The sequence below is a fragment of the Methylobacterium sp. ME121 genome (genome assembly GCF_000974725.1).
Lineage (GTDB): Bacteria > Pseudomonadota > Alphaproteobacteria > Rhizobiales > Beijerinckiaceae > Methylobacterium > Methylobacterium radiotolerans.
In genome coordinates, this window is the sequence record NZ_BBUX01000035.1 from 24,074 (window position 1) to 41,719 (window position 17,646).

General features: G+C 73.3%; 14 protein-coding genes. 7 read left to right on the forward strand and 7 right to left on the reverse strand.

The window, feature by feature from the left end; translation table 11 throughout:
- Nucleotides 1-4 precede the first annotated feature (4 nt).
- The 7 genes from ME121_RS20050 to ME121_RS20080 all read right to left on the reverse strand — a co-directional run bounded on the left by ME121_RS20050 (nt 5) and on the right by ME121_RS20080 (nt 7,199).
- Nucleotides 5-376 (reverse strand): hypothetical protein, encoded by a 372-nt coding sequence (locus tag ME121_RS20050; RefSeq protein ID WP_012318837.1) that lies wholly within the window; start codon nt 374-376, stop codon nt 5-7.
- Nucleotides 376-873, reverse strand: coding sequence for a TspO/MBR family protein (locus ME121_RS20055; RefSeq protein ID WP_012318836.1), 498 nt, complete (start codon nt 871-873; stop codon nt 376-378). Before ME121_RS20055 ends, ME121_RS20050 begins: the two co-directional genes overlap by 1 nt.
- Nucleotides 870-2,096: a geranylgeranyl diphosphate reductase gene (locus ME121_RS20060; protein ID WP_012318835.1), complete on the reverse strand. Its 1,227-nt coding sequence runs from the start codon at nt 2,094-2,096 to the stop codon at nt 870-872. The genes ME121_RS20055 and ME121_RS20060 overlap by 4 nt, the downstream gene beginning before the upstream one ends.
- A 4-nt stretch (nt 2,097-2,100) precedes the next feature.
- Nucleotides 2,101-3,567, reverse strand: a complete 1,467-nt coding sequence (locus tag ME121_RS20065) for a BCD family MFS transporter (RefSeq protein ID WP_244633182.1) — start codon at nt 3,565-3,567, stop codon at nt 2,101-2,103.
- Nucleotides 3,567-4,451, reverse strand: coding sequence for a chlorophyll synthase ChlG (chlG, locus tag ME121_RS20070; RefSeq protein WP_012318833.1), 885 nt, complete (start codon nt 4,449-4,451; stop codon nt 3,567-3,569). Before chlG ends, ME121_RS20065 begins: the two co-directional genes overlap by 1 nt.
- A gap of 382 nt (nt 4,452-4,833) precedes the next feature.
- Complete coding sequence (gene ppsR / locus ME121_RS20075; protein WP_012318832.1) at nt 4,834-6,279, reverse strand: transcriptional regulator PpsR; 1,446 nt, start codon at nt 6,277-6,279, stop codon at nt 4,834-4,836.
- Between the two features lie 29 nt (nt 6,280-6,308).
- Nucleotides 6,309-7,199, reverse strand: coding sequence for a cobalamin B12-binding domain-containing protein (locus ME121_RS20080; RefSeq protein WP_043073611.1), 891 nt, complete (start codon nt 7,197-7,199; stop codon nt 6,309-6,311).
- A gap of 316 nt (nt 7,200-7,515) precedes the next feature.
- Here ME121_RS20080 and bchF point away from each other — a divergent pair, with 316 nt between their 5' ends.
- From bchF to ME121_RS20115, 7 genes are read left to right on the forward strand one after another with little or no spacing between them, the layout of a single operon-like run.
- On the forward strand, nt 7,516-8,022 hold the full coding sequence (gene bchF, locus ME121_RS20085; protein ID WP_012318830.1) for a 2-vinyl bacteriochlorophyllide hydratase: 507 nt from the start codon (nt 7,516-7,518) through the stop codon (nt 8,020-8,022).
- Nucleotides 8,019-9,293: a ferredoxin:protochlorophyllide reductase (ATP-dependent) subunit N gene (locus ME121_RS20090; RefSeq protein ID WP_053621343.1), complete on the forward strand. Its 1,275-nt coding sequence runs from the start codon at nt 8,019-8,021 to the stop codon at nt 9,291-9,293. Before bchF ends, ME121_RS20090 begins: the two co-directional genes overlap by 4 nt.
- A gap of 4 nt (nt 9,294-9,297) precedes the next feature.
- Nucleotides 9,298-10,896 (forward strand): ferredoxin:protochlorophyllide reductase (ATP-dependent) subunit B, encoded by a 1,599-nt coding sequence (bchB, locus tag ME121_RS20095; RefSeq protein WP_059409495.1) that lies wholly within the window; start codon nt 9,298-9,300, stop codon nt 10,894-10,896.
- Nucleotides 10,871-14,575 (forward strand): magnesium chelatase subunit H, encoded by a 3,705-nt coding sequence (locus ME121_RS20100; RefSeq protein ID WP_059409496.1) that lies wholly within the window; start codon nt 10,871-10,873, stop codon nt 14,573-14,575. The genes bchB and ME121_RS20100 overlap by 26 nt, the downstream gene beginning before the upstream one ends.
- Entirely contained in the window at nt 14,572-15,465 is an 894-nt protein-coding gene (gene bchL / locus ME121_RS20105) for a ferredoxin:protochlorophyllide reductase (ATP-dependent) iron-sulfur ATP-binding protein (protein ID WP_012318826.1), read from the forward strand. The genes ME121_RS20100 and bchL overlap by 4 nt, the downstream gene beginning before the upstream one ends.
- The gene (gene bchM / locus ME121_RS20110; RefSeq protein ID WP_012318825.1) at nt 15,465-16,220 is read left to right on the forward strand and encodes a magnesium protoporphyrin IX methyltransferase; all 756 of its coding nucleotides are present in this window, start codon (nt 15,465-15,467) and stop codon (nt 16,218-16,220) included. The genes bchL and bchM overlap by 1 nt, the downstream gene beginning before the upstream one ends.
- Entirely contained in the window at nt 16,217-17,644 is a 1,428-nt protein-coding gene (locus ME121_RS20115; RefSeq protein WP_012318824.1) for a BCD family MFS transporter, read from the forward strand. Before bchM ends, ME121_RS20115 begins: the two co-directional genes overlap by 4 nt.
- Nucleotides 17,645-17,646 lie beyond the last annotated feature (2 nt).

Below are 17,646 nucleotides of genomic sequence, written 5' to 3' on the forward strand. Positions count from 1 at the left end.
GAGTTTAGAGCTGTTTGAGATTTGTGACGCGCGTGAACGCGGCCGTTCGGGGCGTTGTTCCGGGCGGCGCCGGGCTGCGGCGATGTGCCGTGGCGGACCGGAAGCGCAGGCCGAGATCGGCCAGATGGGCGGCGAGCCCGGCGAGCATCCACCCGGCGACCGCGACGAAGCCGGCCCCCGCCAGCGCCGCCCGCAGGGCCAGCATCAGCGCGGCGCCGGAGGCGAGCGTGGCCAGCAGGGACGGCAGCGGCGGCCCGCCCCGGCGGCTGAGCCAGGCGAGGACGAGGGCCTCCAGGGCGACGAGCAGGAGGATCCCGTCGACGATCCGGCCCGAGGCGAAGGCGGCGGCGAGGGCGGCGGCGAGCGGCGGCTCCATCACGCCGGCTCCCCGAAGGGCGCGTTGAGGCGCACGATCCGCAGGTTCAGGCAGGCGGCGACGCTGACCCAGGCGAGGTAGGGCAGGTTCATGAGGCCCGCCGCGACGGAGATCCGGCCGGTGACCAGCACCAGCACGGCGATCGACAGCCACAGGGCCGCGACCTCGGCGAGCGCCCAGTCGGGCCGGCGGAACCGGAAGAACAGCACGCTCCAGGCGATGTTGAGCACCCCGTTCACCGCGAAGGCGGCGATCAGCACGCCCCGGGCGACGGGGTCGGCCGCGCCGCTCCAGGCGAGGACCGCCGAGGTGGCGGTCAGCGCGAAGATCACCGCCCAGACCGGCCCGAAGGCCCAGTCCGGCGGCTTCCAGGCCGGGACCCGCAGGCGCCGGTACCACGTGTCCGTCGTGGTCGCGAGGCCGCCGGCCACGGCCACCAGCACGGCGGCGGCGGCGGCCACCGCGGGCGGCCCGAGATCGGCGAGGCCGAGGCTCACGGCGAGACCCAGCGGAACAGGTGGGCGAGGTCCTTGAAGAAGATCCGCGCGTGGGCGGCGGGCTTCGCGCGGACCAGCTCCTTGTTCATGTAGCTGTCCCAGGTGAGCTGCTGGACGTCCTTGTCCCGGCAGATCGAGACGAAGCGCTCGCGCAGACCGTCGCTGCGGTACCAGACCCACTGCATCATCCCGAGGATCCAGAACACGCGCCCGTGCAGCTTCATGAACCGTCTTCGCGCGCGCCCGAGCGCCCGGGCATCGCCGGTCTCGAGGAAGGCGGCGGCGGCCTCGGCGGAGAGGCGCCCGCCCAGCATCGCGTAGTAGATGCCCTCCCCGGAGGCCGGGGCGACGACGCCGGCGGCATCGCCCGCCAGCAGCACGTCGCGGCCGTTGTCCCAGCGCTTCAGCGGCTTGAGGGGGAGGGGGGCGCCCTCGCGCCGGACGGTCTCGGCCCCGTCGAGGCCGGTCGCCACCCGCAGAGCGCGGATCGAGGAGCGCAGGGAGAAGCCCTTCCGGGCGCTGCCGGTGCCGATGCTCAGCGTGTCCCCGTGGGGGAAGATCCAGCTGTAGAAATCCGGCGAGTGGCGGCCCTGGTAGTAGACGTCGCAGCGGGTCGCCTCGACCGACCCGGCCCCGGGGGCGCCGGCCTCCGGCACCCGGAGGATCTCGTGATAGGCGAAGACCTGCCGCATCCTGGCGTGGCCCGGCACCTCCGCGCGGCCGACCGGCGAGCAGGCGCCGTCGGCGCCGACGACGAGGCGCGCCCGGACGGCGTGGCGGGCGAGGCCGGTCCCCGCGCCGGTGGTGAAGTGGACCAGCGGCGGCCCGTCGTCGGGCCGGGTGATCCGCTCGAAGGCGGCCGCGCGCAGGTCGGCGCCGGCCTCCGCGGCCCGGGCGCGCAGCCACGGGTCGAAATGCTCGCGGTCGACCATGCCGACGAAGCCCTCGCCCACCGGCATGTCGACGGTCTTGCCGCTCGGCGCCACCATCCGGGCCGAGCGGATCTTGGCGACGAGGAGCGCGTCGGGGATCGCGAAGTCGCGGATCAGCCGCGGCGGGATCGCGCCGCCGCAGGGCTTGATCCGCCCGGGCTTGTCGAGGAGCAGCACCGCGTGGCCGGCCCGGGCGAGGTCGGTCGCCGCCGTGGCGCCGGCCGGCCCGCCGCCGACCACCACGACGTCGTAGCTGTCGCGGCCGGGGCCGCCGTCGTCCAACCGGGCCATGGCCTCACCTCGCGCTGAAGGCAGGATCGAGCGGCACCGGGTCCGGTGCCGGGGCTGAGTCGAGCCGGGCCGCCAGGACGACCGCGACGAGGAACAGCAGCCCTTCCGCGGCGAACACCGCCGCGTAGGCCTGGACGGGTTCGGCGGTGACGAGCCGGACGGCGTCGACCGCCACCGCTCCGAGGAAGCCGCCGGCGCCGAAGGCGACGCCCTGCGCGGCGCCCCAGACGCCCATGCGGGTGCCGCGCTCCCGCGCGTCGCCGCGGCCGGCGAGCGCCATCATCGAGCCGATGGCGGCGACCGCGTAGGCGCCGTTGGCCACCCCGAGGGCGAAGACCGTCGTGCGCAGGGGGAAGTCCGATCCCGCCGCCGCGCCGCTCGCCAGGGCGAACAGGGCGGCGGCCGAGCCGGCGCAGCCGATCCCGATCCAGAGCCGCAGGGACGCGAGGGCGGTGCCCCGGGCGAGGAGCGTCACCGCCGCCACCAGCAGCATGCCGGCGAGCACGCCGCCGTGCTGGAGGCCGGCGAGCTTGGTGGTGGCGCCGGGGGTCATCGCGAAGACGAGGCCGGCATAGGGCTCCAGGATCAGCTCCTGGGCGCTGTAGGCCAGCATCGACACGAAGACGAAGACCGTGAAGGTCCGGGCCACGGGGTCGGCCAGCACCCGGGCCAGCACGGTGAAGAACGGGCGGCGGGCCTCCGCGGGCTCGGGGGCCCGGACCGGCAGGCGGCGCTCGACACCGGCGAGCGCGAGCGCCGCCACGCCGAAGGCGACGAGCGAGACCGTGCCCGAGACCGCGACGAGCCGCGGGCCGGAGAACGGGTCGAGGAAGTGCCCGGCGAGCGGCGCCGTGACGGCGAAGCCGACGATCATCATCACCCAGACGACGGTGGCGGCCGCGCCCCGCCGGGCCGGCGCGACGCCGCCCGACAGCAGGACCAGGAGGGAGGTCCCGGCCGCGCCGACGCCCATGCCGACGCACAGGAACGAGAGGGCGGCGAGCGCCAGCCCCAGGGCGAGGTTCTCGGCCGCCAGCGCGGTGCCGCAGGCGGCGCCGAACCCGCCGAGGCAGAGGGCGGCCATGCCGCCGACGATCCACGGGGTGCGCCGGCCGCTCCGGTCGGACCCGTAGCCCCAGCGCGGGCGCAGGACCTGCACGGCGTAGTGCAGGGCGACCAGCAGGCCCGGCACGAAGGCGGGGAGCGCCAGTTCCACCACCATGACCCGGTTGAGGGTGGCGGTCATCAGCACGACGACGCTGCCCAGCGCGGTCTGGACGAGGCCGAGGCGGACGATCTGGGGCCAGCCCAGGCCGTCGGCCGCGCCAGGCTGCTCGGGCACCCGCCCACGAGAACCGCGACGCGCCCCCTCTCCCGCACGGGAGAGGGGACCCGCGCCCGGCCCTGAAACCGGCTGCGCAGCGGAGGAACCGAGAGCCCCCGTACGGCGCGCGCGCGACTCGATCCCCATCACGCGCCTCCCACCAGCGGGCGCAGCGCGAAGGCCGCGACCAGCATGCCGAGGACGTAGAGCGTGGTGCCGGTGCCGTTGTACCAGATCGCCCGCTCCCGGGGATTCTCGAGGAACCGGGCCATCAGGGCGACCTGGCCGGCGAGGAGCGCCGCCACGAGGCCGGCGTGCCAGTAGCGCTCCCAGCCGGCGAGGAGCGCGATCACCGCGACCTGCGGCAGGGCCATGACCAGGCAGGCGAAGCGCGCGGCGCGCGCGGAGCCCATCTGCACCGGCAGCGACAGCAGCCCCATCCGCCGGTCGCCCTCCACGGACTTGAAGTCGTTGAGGGTCATGATGCCGTGGGCGCCGGCCGCGTAGAGCAGCGCCACCAGGAGCACCCGCCGGTCGGGCAGGGCGGCGGCCATGACGGCGGCGCCGGTGAACCAGGGCAGACCCTCGTAGCAGAGCGCCACCGCGGCGTTGCCCCACCAGCCGTTCCGCTTCAGCCGCACGGGCGGCGCCGAGTAGACCCAGGCGAGCGCGAGCCCGAACAGGGCGGCCCCGAGGATCCAGGGCCCGAGGGCGGCGGCCACCGCTAGCGACAGGGCCGTCCAGGCGAGGGCGAGGTAGAGCCCCCAGCGGCCCGGGATCCGCCCGGACGGGATCGGCCGGTCCGGCTCGTTGATCGCGTCGACGTGGCGGTCGAACCAGTCGTTGGCGGCCTGGCTGGTGGCGCAGACCAGCGGGCCGGCCAGCAGGATGCCGGCGGCGATCACCGGCCACTGGCCGCTGGCCGGCTGGCCCGAGGAAATGACCCCGCAGGCGAAGGCCCACATCGGCGCGAACCACGTGAGCGGCTTCAGCAGCTCGATGACTGCGCTCGGGGCGGGCGTAGCGGTCATGGCGGGAGGCTAACGGGGCCCGCCCGAGTGTCAAGCCAGATTTACACGACGCGACCACGTGTGCGCGACGTTTGTCGGATCAATACAGCGGTGGCCCAGAAATACATTATCCGAAACACCTGGGAACCGCGGCGGCGGACCCGCCCGGCGCGGGCGGGTCCCGGCGCGACGGCGGCGCTCCGGCGGCGCCCCGGGCGCTCCCGGCGCCCCTCGGACGCGAGCACGATTCCGGGATCCTCGAGCCACTCGGCGCCCGGCTCAGGCACCCGGTTCCGGCACCGGGTTCCGGGCCGACGCGGCGCGCCCGCGCGGGGCTCCGGCAGGCCGGGCGGGGATGAACCGGACGGGACCCGCGGCCGGCCGCGCCCCGGGGCGGGGGCCGTCAGGCCTCCTCGACCGGGCCGTCGAGGTCGCCGACGCCGTAGCGGCGCATCTTGGCGTAGAGGCCCTGCCGGCTCAGGCCGAGCATCTCGGCCGCCGAGGCCCGGTTGTCCCGGGTGATCCGCAGCGCCGCCTCGATGCAGAGCTTCTCGATCAGGTCCGTCGTCTCGCGCACCAGGGTCTTCATCGAGACCCGGCCCACGAGCTCGGTCATCTGCTCCACCGAGCGGGGCACCTCCCGACCGACCCCGGGACGTCCCTCGGCGATCCGCCGCGGGCCCGACCGGATGGCGAAGCCCAAGCAGGGGCGGGTCCCGGCCACCGACACGGCGGCGACCTCCACGTCCTCCATGCCGCCGTAGGCGCCGCGGACGACGGTGGCGAAGCGGCGCACGGCGCCGTGGTCGACGAGGGTCGCGAACAGCGCCTGCGCCTCGGTCTCGTCGCGGCCGAGCCAGTGGTCGAGGGTGCGCCCGCGGGCCTGGCCCACGGTGGCGAGCTGCGCCAGCTCCAGGAAGGCGGCGTTGGCCATCAGGACCCGCCGCGCCGAATCGGTGACCACGAAGCCCTCCGGCATCGCCTCGATCACCGCGGCGGTCGGCGCCTCCTGGTCGGGCCCGGCCGCCGCGGCCGCCGGGTCGGCGGCCAGCTGCAGCAGGGCGCTCGCGCCGCCCTCGCCCCGGAACAGCGAGGCCGAGACCGTGACCTCGCCGCGCCCGTGCTGGAGCGCCGCCCGGATCTCGCCCGCCTGCCCGGTCGCCCGCAGGGCGGCGAACTGGGCCTCCAGGGTCCGGGTGCTGGCGGGGTCGAACAGCTCGACGGCGTCCTGCCCGGCGATGCGCTTGGCCGGGCGCCCGAGGAGGCGCGCCGCCGCCGGGTTGGCCTCGGCCACCCGGCGCGTGCCGGCATCGACCACCAGCACCGGCTCGCCGGAGATCTGGAACAGCAGCCGGTAGCGGGTCTCGGCGGCGCGGAGCCGGTCGTAGTCCCGCTCCAGGGCCTGCTGGGTCTCGACCAGCCGGCGCTGCAGGGCCGCCACCGCCCGCATGTCGCGCCCGAGCACGAGGATCGGGCCGCCCTCCGAGGGCCGGATCGACGCGTAGCGGATCGGCAGGTCGGCGCCGTCGGGCGAGGGGTGGTTCACCTGGCGCCAGCGGGTGATGCCCTCGGTCCCGGCATCCCGCAGCAGGGCGTCGATCTTCGGGCGGCTCTCCACCGTGACGGTGTCGATCCAGCGCCGGCCCAGCCAGCCCGCCACGGTCTCGGCCGCGAGGTCGGCGCCGACCGCGGCGTCCCGAATCACCCCGTCGGCGTCGATCACCAGGGAGAGGTCCGCGGACGCCGCGACGATGCGCCCGACCGCCTCGCCCTGGAGGAGGCCGGCCACCTGCTGCAGGGCCGCGGGCGGCGACTGCGGGGAGGGGCGGGGCTGAGGGGTCACGGTCACCGCAATGTGATAGTCGGTTTGAGGCCTTTTCAGCAGGCCAATGCCTGTCTGTCCAGCAAAGCTTCCGCCGCAGCGGGCGCGAGGCACGCGTCCGACGCGCAGGCATCCGCCCCGACGATCCCCGCCTCGCCGCCGTGGCGCGCGAAGAAGGGGCCGCCGACCAGCACCCGGACGTCCCGGTTGCGCGAGTCGCGGCGCACCTCCGCCACCGTCGCCGTCAGGACCGGCAGCAGGACGTCGCAGGAGAGCGACAGGCCGACCACGTCGAACCAGTCCGACCGGAGCAGGTCCAGGGGGTCGACCCCCGGCCCGGGCACCGCGGTGGTCACGTCCCAGCCGGCCTCCCGGAAGAAGCTCGCGACCAGGGACAGGCCGAAGACGTGGGTCTCGCCCGGGCAGGGCAGCAGCAGGACGCTGCGCCCGTTGGCCGGGACCGATTCGCTCTCCAGCTCGGCGCAGAGGCGGCGGCTCACGGCGTGGAGCCGCCCGAGGGCCTCGGTCACCGCCAGGAAGTCGCAGGCATCCTCCTCCCAGAGGGCGCCGAGATGCCGGGCCGCCGGGGCGAGCAGGTCGAGGAGCAGGCGCGCGAGCGGCAGGCCGCCGTCGCGCAGGGCGTCCACCCGGGCGTCGAGGTCGACCGGGCCGGCGGCCAGGAGCAGGGCGCTGAAATCGGCGATCTCCCGCGCGCTCGGCGCCCGGTCCGCCGGGACGGCGCGGCCGGCGGGCCGGTGGGCGAGCATCAGGCGGGGCAGGATCTCCGCCTCGACGACCTTGGCGAGCGCGTCCGGGACGGGCCTGTGCAGGTCGGACCAACCGAGGGCAGTGTCGCGGAACACGGGAAGACCATCGCTCACGGGGCTGCAGCCGGCCGCGGACGGACCGTAATCAAGACGGCCACCGAAATGCCTCCAGTTTCCCATCGGCATCCTCCCTGAGACGACCCCGGCCCGGAAGGGCCGGCGGATCCGCTCGCCTGCTCGGTGTGGCGTTGCTCGCCCGTCTATTCTTCGCGTCCGCCAGTTCCTGGATCTGACAAGCCAAACGGCGGCAATCTCTGCCGTCTCAGTTGACGATACGCTTCCTGGCCATCTTGGCAATGATCTTATTCGAAGAAAAATATCCCTCCCCGTGTCATACCGCAGAAGCGTCAAGCGCACTTGACACTTCCGGGACCCCCGCCCTAGCCTCTGTCAACGACGGAGCCTCTGGCGCCGCCGACCAGCAGGGAGCGGATGCATGGGTCCCGAGGACCGGCCGGCACGACCGCTCTACACGCCCGCCGAACGGCGCCGGCGCGATTCCTCGCCCTGGACCCTGGTCCAGGGGGTTCTGGCGCCCCTCCAGTTCGCGATCTTCCTGATCAGTCTCGCCCTGGTGCTGCGCGCCCTGGCCACCGGTGACGGCGCGCGCGCGGCCGAGATCTCGGTCGTCGTGAAGACCGTGGCCCTCTACGCAATCATGGTCACCGGTTCGATCTGGGAGAAGGTCGTGTTCGGACGGTGGCTCTTCGCACCCGCCTTCTTCTGGGAGGACGTGGTCAGCATGCTGGTGCTGGCCCTCCACACCGCTTACCTCGCGGCCCTCGCGACGGGCGCCCTGAGCGGGCAGGCGCTGCTGCTCCTCGCGCTGGCGGCCTACGCGACCTACGTGGTCAACGCGGCCCAGTTCCTTCTGAAGCTCCGGGCCGCGCGCCTGGAGGGGGCCGGCAGCCGCGCACCGCGTCTCGCGGAGGCGCTGCCATGAACGCCCCCCTGGCCCACCCGCCGCCCTGCGGCGGCATCGAACTGCGCCAGGAGCACGGCCAGCGGGCCGTGTTCTGCGGCCTCACCGGCATCGTCTGGCTGCACCGGAAGATCCAGGACGCGTTCTTCCTCGTGGTCGGCTCGCGCACCTGCGCGCACCTGATCCAGTCGGCGGCCGGGGTGATGATCTTCGCCGAGCCGCGCTTCGCCACCGCCATCATCGACGAGCGCGACCTCGCCGGCCTCGCCGACGCCAACGAGGAGCTCGACCGGGTGGTGACCCGGCTGATCGAGCGCCGGCCCGACATCAAGCTTTTGTTCCTCGTGGGCTCCTGCCCGTCCGAGGTGATCAAGCTCGACCTGTCCCGGGCGGCGCAGCGCCTGTCGGGCCGCCTCGCCCCCGTGCGGGTGCTGAACTATTCGGGCTCCGGCATCGAGACGACCTTTACGCAAGGTGAGGATGCCTGCCTCGCGGCGCTGGTGCCGGACCTGCCCCGCGAGGCAGAGGCAACCGCGTCGTCGCTCCTGATCGTCGGGGCGCTGGCCGACGTGGTGGAGGACCAGTTCCTGCGGATGTTCGCCGCGATGGGCATCGCGGATGTCCGGTTCCTGCCCGCCCGCCGGGCCGGCGCCATGCCGGCGGTCGGGCGCGGCACCCGCTACCTGCTGGCCCAGCCCTTCCTGACCGAGACCGCCCGCGCCCTCGAGGAACGCGGCGCCCGCCGGCTCGCGGCCCCGTTCCCGCTCGGCGCCGAGGGCACCACCGGCTGGCTGCGGGCCGCCGCCGAGGCGTTCGGCGTCTCCGGGGAGGCGTTCGACCGGGCGACCGCCGCGGGCCGGGCCCGCGCCGAGACCGCGCTCGCGCCCCACCGCGAGAAGCTCGGCGGCAAGCGGGTGTTCTTCTTCCCCGACTCGCAGCTGGAGGTGCCGCTCGCCCGCTTCCTCGCCCGGGAACTCGGCGCGGAGCTCGTGGAGGTCGGGACGCCCTACTTGCACCGGGGACATCTCGCCGCCGAGATCGAGTGGCTTCCCGCGGGCACACGCGTGACCGAGGGCCAGAGCCTCGACGACCAGATGGACCGCTGCCGGGCGGCCCGCCCGGACCTCACGGTCTGCGGCCTCGGCCTCGCCAACCCGCTGGAGGCGGAGGGGCTGTCGACCAAGTGGTCGATCGAGCTGCTGTTCACGCCGGTGCAGGGCTACGAGCAGGCCGGCGACCTCGCCGAGCTGTTCGTGCGCCCGCTCCGGCGCCGTGCCCTGCTGGAGGTGTAGCGCCATGCAGCTCACCCTCTGGACCTACGAGGGTCCGCCTCACATCGGCGCGATGCGCGTCGCCACGGCGATGTCCGGGCTGCATTACGTGCTGCACGCTCCGCAGGGCGACACCTACGCCGACCTGCTGTTCACCATGATCGAGCGGCGGGACGCCCGCCCGCCCGTGACTTACACGACCTTCCGTGCCCAGGATCTCGGCCGCGACACCGCCGAGCTGTTCAAGGAGGCGGTCGCCGCCGCGCACGCACGGTTCCGGCCCCAGGCCATGATCGTCGGCGCCTCCTGCACGGCCGAGCTGATCCAGGACGATCCGGGCGGCCTCGCCAAGGCCCTCGACCTTCCGATCCCGGTGATCCCGCTGGAGCTGCCCGCCTACCAGAAGAAGGAGAACTGGGGCGCGTCGGAGACCTTCTACCGGCTGGTCCGCGCGCTCGCCGGGGCTCCGGCCCCGCGCCCGGCGCGGGAGCCCGGGCGGCGCCCGCTCTGCAACATTCTGGGTCCAACGGCGCTGGGCTTCCGCCACCGGGACGACCTGATCGAGATCCGCCGGCTGCTCGATACCCTCGGCATCGCCGTGAATGTCGTGGCGCCGCTGGGGGCCACGCCCGCCGATCTGGGCCGGCTCCGGGACGCCGACTTCAACGTCGTGCTCTATCCCGAGACGGCCCGCTCCGCTGCGGACTACCTGAAGAAGGCCTTCGGGCAGCCGTTCACGCAAACCATCCCGATCGGCGTCGGCGGCACCCGCCGGTTCGTCGAGGAGGTGGCGGGCCTCGCCGGGATCGACCCGGCGCCGGTGCTCGACGGATCCGGCTCGCGGCTGCCCTGGTACTCCCGCTCGGTCGATTCGACCTATCTCACGGGCAAGCGCGTCTTCGTGTTCGGCGACGCCACGCACGCCATCGGCATCGCCCGGGTCGCCGCGAAGGAACTCGGCTTCACCCTCGTCGGGCTCGGCACCTACGGCCGCGAGTTCGCCCGCGAGGTCCGCGCCGAGGCGGCCGAGCACGGTATCGAGGCGCTGGTCACCGACGACTACCTCGACGTCGAGGCGGCGATCCGCGCGGCCGCGCCGGAACTCGTCCTCGGCACCCAGATGGAGCGCCACGTCGCCAAGCGGCTCGGCATCCCCTGCGCGGTGATCTCCGCGCCGGTCCACGTCCAGGACTTCCCGGCGCGCTACGCCCCGCAGATGGGCTTCGAGGGCGCCAACGTCCTGTTCGACACCCTGGTCCATCCGCTGATGATGGGCCTCGAAGAGCACCTCCTCGGCATGTTCCGGGAGGATCCCGAATTCCACGACGGCGTCGGCCCCTCGCATCTCGGCGGCAAGTCCTTCGGGACTCCGGCGGACGAGGCGTTCGAGGCCGCGGAACGGGCGCCGGCTGACACCCCTCCGACGCCGGCGCCCGTTCCGATCCTGCTTGAGCGGCCGGCCGCGACCGCGTGGTCGCCCGAGGCCGAGAAGGAGCTGAAGAAGATCCCGTTCTTCGTGCGGGGCAAGGCACGCACGAACACCGAGACTTTCGCGCGGGAGCGGCTCCTGCCGCTCATCACCCTCGAGACCCTCTACGATGCCAAAGCGCATTACGGCCGCTAGGCCGCCGATCCGCGTCGTCATCGTCACGCTCGACAATCACTTGGCGAGCGCGGTGGAGCGGGCGCGCCTGCGCCTCAGGTCCGAGATGCCCGGGCTGGTGCTGGGTTTCCACGCGGCGGCCGAGTGGGAGACCGATCCCGCCACCCTCGAAGCCTGCCGCGCCGACATCGCGCAGGCCGATATCGTGCTCTCCGCCATGCTGTTCATGGACGAGCATGTCCGGGCGATCCTGCCGGCGCTCGCGGCCCGGCGGGAGGCCTGCGACGCGATGGTCGGCTGCCTCTCGGCCGGCGAGGTGGTGAAGACCACGAAGCTCGGCCGATTCGACATGAGCGGCACCAAGCGCAGCGCCCTCGACTTCCTGAAGAAGCTGCGCGGCAAGCCCGGCCAGCAGGGCAATGCCGGCCGCCAGATGGCGCTCGTGCGCAAACTCCCGAAGATCCTGCGCTTCATCCCGGGCTCGGCCCAGGACGTGCGCGCCTATTTCCTGACCCTGCAATACTGGCTCGCAGGGTCCGACGAGAACGTCGCCGCCCTGGTGCGCTTCCTCGTGCATCGCTACGCGGCCGGCGAGCGCGCCGCCTGGCGCGAGGGCCCGGCGGCGCCCGCGCCCCTCGACTACCCCGAGACCGGCCTCTACCACCCGCGCCTGCCCGGCCGGATCGGCGCCGACCCGTCGCGGCTGCCGCACCTCACGGGCGCGAAGGGCCGCGTCGGGCTGCTGGTGATGCGCAGCTACGTGCTCGCCGGCAACACCGCCCATTACGACGGCGTCATCGCGGCCCTGGAGGCGCAGGGTCTCGACGTGGTGCCGGCCTTCGCCAGCGGCCTGGACAACCGCCCGGCGGTGGATGCCTTCTTCATGAAGGACGGGCGCGCCTGCATCGACGCGCTGGTCTCGCTCACCGGCTTCTCGCTGGTCGGCGGCCCTGCCTACAACGACGCCGCCGCCGCCGAACTGATGCTGGCCCGGCTCGACGTGCCCTACCTCGCCGCCCAGGCGCTGGAATTCCAGACCCTGGGGCAATGGGAATCGGGCGACCGCGGCCTGTCGCCGGTCGAGGCGACCATGATGGTCGCGATCCCCGAACTCGACGGCGCCACCGCCCCGATGGTGTTCGGCGGCCGCTCCGCCAATTCCGGTGCCGACAACGCAAGGGACATGCGGGTGCATCCTGAGCGTGCCGCCCGGCTCGCCGAGCGGGTCGCCCGGCTGGTGTCGCTCCGCCGGACCGCGAAGGCCGCGCGGAAGCTCGCCGTGGTGCTGTTCAACTTCCCGCCCAATGCCGGCGCCACCGGCACGGCGGCGTTCCTCTCTGTCTACGCGTCGCTCCTCAACACCCTGAAGGGTCTGGCTGCGGACGGCTACACGGTCGAGGTGCCGGAGAGCGCCGACGCCCTGCGCGAGCGCATCCTCGACGGCAATGCCAGGCGCTACGGCAGCCAGGCCAACGTCCACGCCCGCATCCCGGCCGAGGATCATCTGCGGCGGGAGCCCTACCTCGCCGAGATCGAGGCCCAGTGGGGCCCGGCGCCGGGTCGCCACCAGACCAACGGCGCCGAGATTTTTGTCCTCGGCGCGCAGTTCGGCAACGTCTTCGTCGGGGTTCAGCCGGCCTTCGGCTACGAGGGCGACCCGATGCGGCTGCTGTTCGAGCGCGGCTTCGCGCCGACCCACGCGTTCTCGGCCTTCTACCGCTACCTGCGCGAGGATTTCGCCGCCGACGCCGTGCTGCATTTCGGCACCCACGGGGCACTCGAATTCATGCCCGGCAAGCAGACCGGCCTGTCCGAATCCTGCTGGCCGGAGCGGCTGATCGGGGCGCTGCCGAACGTCTACCTCTACGCCGCCAACAACCCGTCCGAAGGAACGCTCGCCAAGCGCCGCTCGGCCGCGACGCTGGTGAGCTACCTGACCCCGAGCCTCGCGGCGGCCGGACTCTATCGCGGGCTGCTCGACCTCAAGAGCTCGATCGAGCGCTGGCGCGGCCTCGGCCCCGAGGCGGAGGGCGAGCGCGAGACGCTGGCGCGCCTGATCCAGGACCAGGGCGCGGCGGTGGATCTCGTGGCGGCCGAGCCGGCCTGGACCGGGGACCTCGGGGCCCGCGTTTCCGGCCTCTGGACCGCACTGCAGGAACTGGAGCAGACCCTGATCCCGCACGGGCTCCACGTGGTCGGCCAGGGGACGCCGGAGGACGAGCGGGTCGACCTGCTCCTCGCGCTCGCCGAATCGGCGCACGGGGTGCGGCCGGAACGGGCCGGGATCGAGGCCCTGGTCGCCGGCCACGGCATCGAGGCGGCGACTAGGGCCTGCGGTTTGCCAGCCGATGAGGCGACCCGCGATGTCCTAAAAAATCTCGCCGAGACCGACCGGCTTCTCGCCCGGGATCACGAGGTTCCGGCCCTGCTGCGGGCGCTCGACGGTCGCTTCGTGCCGCCGGTGGCCGGCGGCGACCTCCTGCGCAACCCGGCCGTGCTGCCGACCGGCCGCAACCTCCACGGCTTCGACCCCTACCGCCTGCCCTCGGCCTTCGCGGTGGCCGACGGCGCCCGGCAGGTCGCCCGGATCCTCGAACGCTTCGCCGCCGACGGAAAGCCCTGCCCGGAGAGCGTCGCGCTGGTCCTGTGGGGCACCGACAACCTCAAGAGCGAGGGCGGCCCGATCGCCCAGGCGCTGGCGCTGATCGGCGCCGCGCCCCGCTTCGACGGCTACGGACGGCTCAGCGGCGCCGAGCTGATCCCGCTGGAGACCCTCGGCCGCCCGCGGATCGACGCGGTGGTGACCCTCTCGGGCATCTTTCGGGACTTGCTGCCGCTGCAGACGAAGCTGCTGGCCGAAGCATCCTTCCTCGCCGCGAGTGCGGACGAGCCGGTCGAGAAAAATTTCGTCCGCAAGCACGCCCTGGCGATCCAGGTGGAGCAGGGCTGCGACCTGGAGACGGCGGCGTTGCGGGTCTTCTCCAACGCCGAGGGCGCCTACGGGGCCAACGTCAATCACCTCGTCGATTCGGGGAACTGGGACGACGACGCGGAACTCTGCGAGACCTTCGCGCGCCGCAAGAGCTTCGCCTACGGCCGCACCGGCCGTCCGGCGCCGCAGCGCGCCCTGATGCAGGCGGTGCTCGCCTCGGTCGACATGGCCTACCAGAACCTCGACTCGGTCGAGGTCGGCGTCACCTCGGTCGACCACTATTTCGACGGGCTCGGCGGCATGGGCCGGGCGGTCGCCCGGGCCAAGGGCGAGTCGGTGCCGATCTACATCAGCGACCAGACCCGCGGGGAGGGGCGCGTCCGCTCCCTGGAGGAGCAGGTGGCGCTGGAGACGCGCACCCGGATGCTCAACCCGAAATGGTACGAGGGCCTGCTCGGCCACGGCTACGAGGGCGTGCGCCAGATCGAGACCCACCTGACCAACACGGTCGGCTGGTCGGCCACCGCCAACGCGGTCCAGCCCTGGATCTACGAGCGGATCACCGAGACCTACGTCCTCGACCCCGCCATGCGCGAGCGCATGGCCGCCTTGAACCCCACCGCCTCCGCCAAGGTCGCCCAACGGCTGATCGAGGCGCACCGCCGCGGCTTCTGGACCCCCGACGCAGCGATGCGCGACGCCCTCGACCGGGCCGAGGAGGAGCTGGAGGACCGCCTGGAAGGCGTCACCGCAGGAGTGGCCGCATGAACATCGCGATCCGCAATCCGGTCGTGGCCCGGAAGGAGGAGGGGAGCCTTCAGGTGGCGCTCGATCCGGACCTGAAGATCGAGACCGCCAAGGTCTTCGCGGTCTACGGCAAGGGCGGGATCGGCAAATCGACCACCTCGTCGAACCTGTCGGTGGCGTTCTCGAAGCTCGGCAAACGGGTGCTGCAGATCGGCTGCGACCCGAAGCACGATTCGACCTTCACGCTGACCAAGCGCCTCGCCCCCACGGTGATCGACGCCCTGGAGGCGGTGAACTTCCACTCGGAGGAGCTGCGCGTCGAGGATTTCGTGGTCGAGGGCTACAACGGGGTGATGTGCGTCGAGGCCGGCGGCCCGCCCGCCGGCACCGGCTGCGGCGGCTACGTGGTCGGCCAGACGGTGAAGCTCCTCAAGGAGCACCACCTCCTCGAAGACACCGATGTCGTCGTGTTCGACGTCCTGGGCGACGTGGTCTGCGGCGGCTTCGCCTCGCCGCTCCAGCACGCCGACCGGGCGCTGATCGTCACCGCCAACGACTTCGACTCGATCTTCGCCATGAACCGGATCGTCGCGGCGATCCACGCGAAGTCCAAGAATTACGGCGTGCGACTCGGCGGCGTCATCGCCAACCGCTCGGCCAAGACCGACGAGATCGACCGGTTCAACGACGCGGTCGGCCTGAAGCGGCTGGCGCATTTCCCCGACCTCGACGTGGTCCGCCGCTCGCGGCTCAAGAAGTCGACCCTGTTCGAGATGGAGTCCTCGCCGGAGCTCGACGCCGTGACCGCCGAGTACATGCGGCTCGCCGAGACGCTCTGGGCCGGCGCCGAGCCCTGCGAGGCGCAGCCCATGAAGGACCGCGACCTGTTCGAGTTTCTGGGATTCGACTGATGGCCAGCGCCAGCTACGACGCCCGCCGGGGCGAGCTGACCACCTACTTCGACCGCACCGCGGTCGAGGCGTGGTCGCGCCTGACCTCGGACGCGCCCGTGAGCCGGATCCGCGCCACGGTGCGGGCCGGGCGCGACGCCATGCGGGCCACGCTGCTCTCCTGGCTCCCGGCCGACATGACCGGCCTGCGTTTGCTCGATGCCGGCTGCGGCACCGGGGCGCTCAGCGTCGAGGCGGCGCGGCGCGGCGCCGAGGTGGTGGCGATCGACGTCTCGCCGACGCTGATCGGGCTGGCGCAGGAGCGGCTGCCGGCGATCGCCGGCGCGGGGCGCATCGATTTCCGGGTGGGCGACATGCTCGATCCCGGGCTCGGGCGGTTCGATCACGTGGTGGCGATGGATTCGCTGATCCACTACCGCGCCGCCGACATCGCCCGGGCGCTGGCGGTCCTGGGTGCGCGCACGGACGGGTCGGTGCTGTTCACCGTGGCGCCGCGCACGGCCCTGCTGACGCTGATGCACGCGGCCGGAAAATTCTTCCCGCGCGGCGACCGCTCGCCTTCCATCGTGCCGGTGACCGAGGGTGGATTGCGGCGGCGGATCGCCTCGGAGAGCGCCCTGGACGCCTTCGCCTGGGCGCAGAGCCACCGGATCAACAGCGGGTTCTACCTGTCGAACGCGGTGGCGCTGACGCGCACCCTGCCGCCCCGCGCGGATCGGGGCGGGGGCCCGGTGCAATCCGGGATGCGGCCATGACCCCCACCCGCAAGCTCACCGCCGCCCTGATGCGCCTCGGCCCGGCGGTGCTGCCCTTCGCGGACGCCGCCACCGCCGAGCTGCCGCTCGGGCGGCTGCTCCGCCTCGCCCTGTTCCAGGTCACCGTCGGCATGGCCGCGGTGCTGCTGATCGGCACCCTGAACCGGGTGATGATCGTCGAGCTCGGCGTCCCGGCCTGGATCGTCGCGATGATGCTGGCGCTGCCGCTGGTCTTCGCCCCCTTGCGGGCGCTGGTCGGCTTCCGCTCGGACACGCACCGCTCGGTGCTGGGCTGGCGGCGCGTGCCCTACATCTGGTTCGGCACGCTGCTCCAGTTCGGCGGCCTCGCGATCATGCCGTTCGCCCTGCTCATCCTGTCGGGCGACACGACCGGGCCGCTCTGGGTCGGCGACCTCGCGGCGGCGCTCGCCTTCCTGCTGGTCGGCGCGGGCCTGCACACGACCCAGACCGTGGGGCTCGCCCTCGCCACCGACCTCGCCCCCGCCCATGCGAGGCCGAAGGTGGTGGCGCTGCTCTGCGCGGCCCTGCTGTTCGGCATGATGGCGAGCGCGGTGCTGTTCGGCCTGTTCCTGGCCCATTTCTCGCCCGTCCGGCTGATCCAGGTGATCCAGGGCGCGGCCCTCGTCACCATCATCCTCAACGGGTTCGCCCTGTGGAAGCAGGAGCCGCGCGATCCGAACCGGACGCGGACGGCGCCGCAGCGGGACTTCCGGTCCTCCTGGCGGGCCTATGCGGGGCAGGGCACCGCCCGGCGCCGCCTCGTGGCGATCGGGCTCGGCACGGCGGGCTTCTCCATGCAGGACATCCTGCTCGAACCCTACGGCGGCCAGATCCTGCACCTCTCGGTGGCGGCCACCACGGCGCTGACCGCCTTGCTGGCCGCCGGTGGCGGGCTCGGCCTGCTGGTCGCGGCGCGCTGGCTCGGCCGCGGGGGCGACCCGTTCCGCGTCTCCGCGGTCGGCGTCGGGATCGGGATCCTCGCCTTCTCGGCGGTGGTCTTCGCTGCCCCGCTCGCCTCGGCCGACCTGTTCGCCGCGGGCGTGAGCCTGATCGGACTGGGCGGCGGCCTGTTCGCCCACGGCACGCTCACCGCCTCGATGAACCGGGCCGGCCCCGAGGATACCGGGCTCGCGCTCGGCGCCTGGGGCGCCGTGCAGGCGACCGCGGCCGGCCTCTCGATCGCGGCGAGCGGCCTCGTGCGCGACGTGGGCGGCGCCATCGCCCAGTCGGGGGTGCTGGGCGAGGGCATGAACGAGCCGGCCATCGGCTACCTCATCGTCTACCACATCGAGATCGCCCTGCTGTTCGCCGCGCTGCTCGCGCTCGGACCGCTGGTGCGCGAGGACGCTCGGACAGAGGATCGGAACCGCATCGCCGACGGCCTTGCCGGCCGGACGGCCTGACA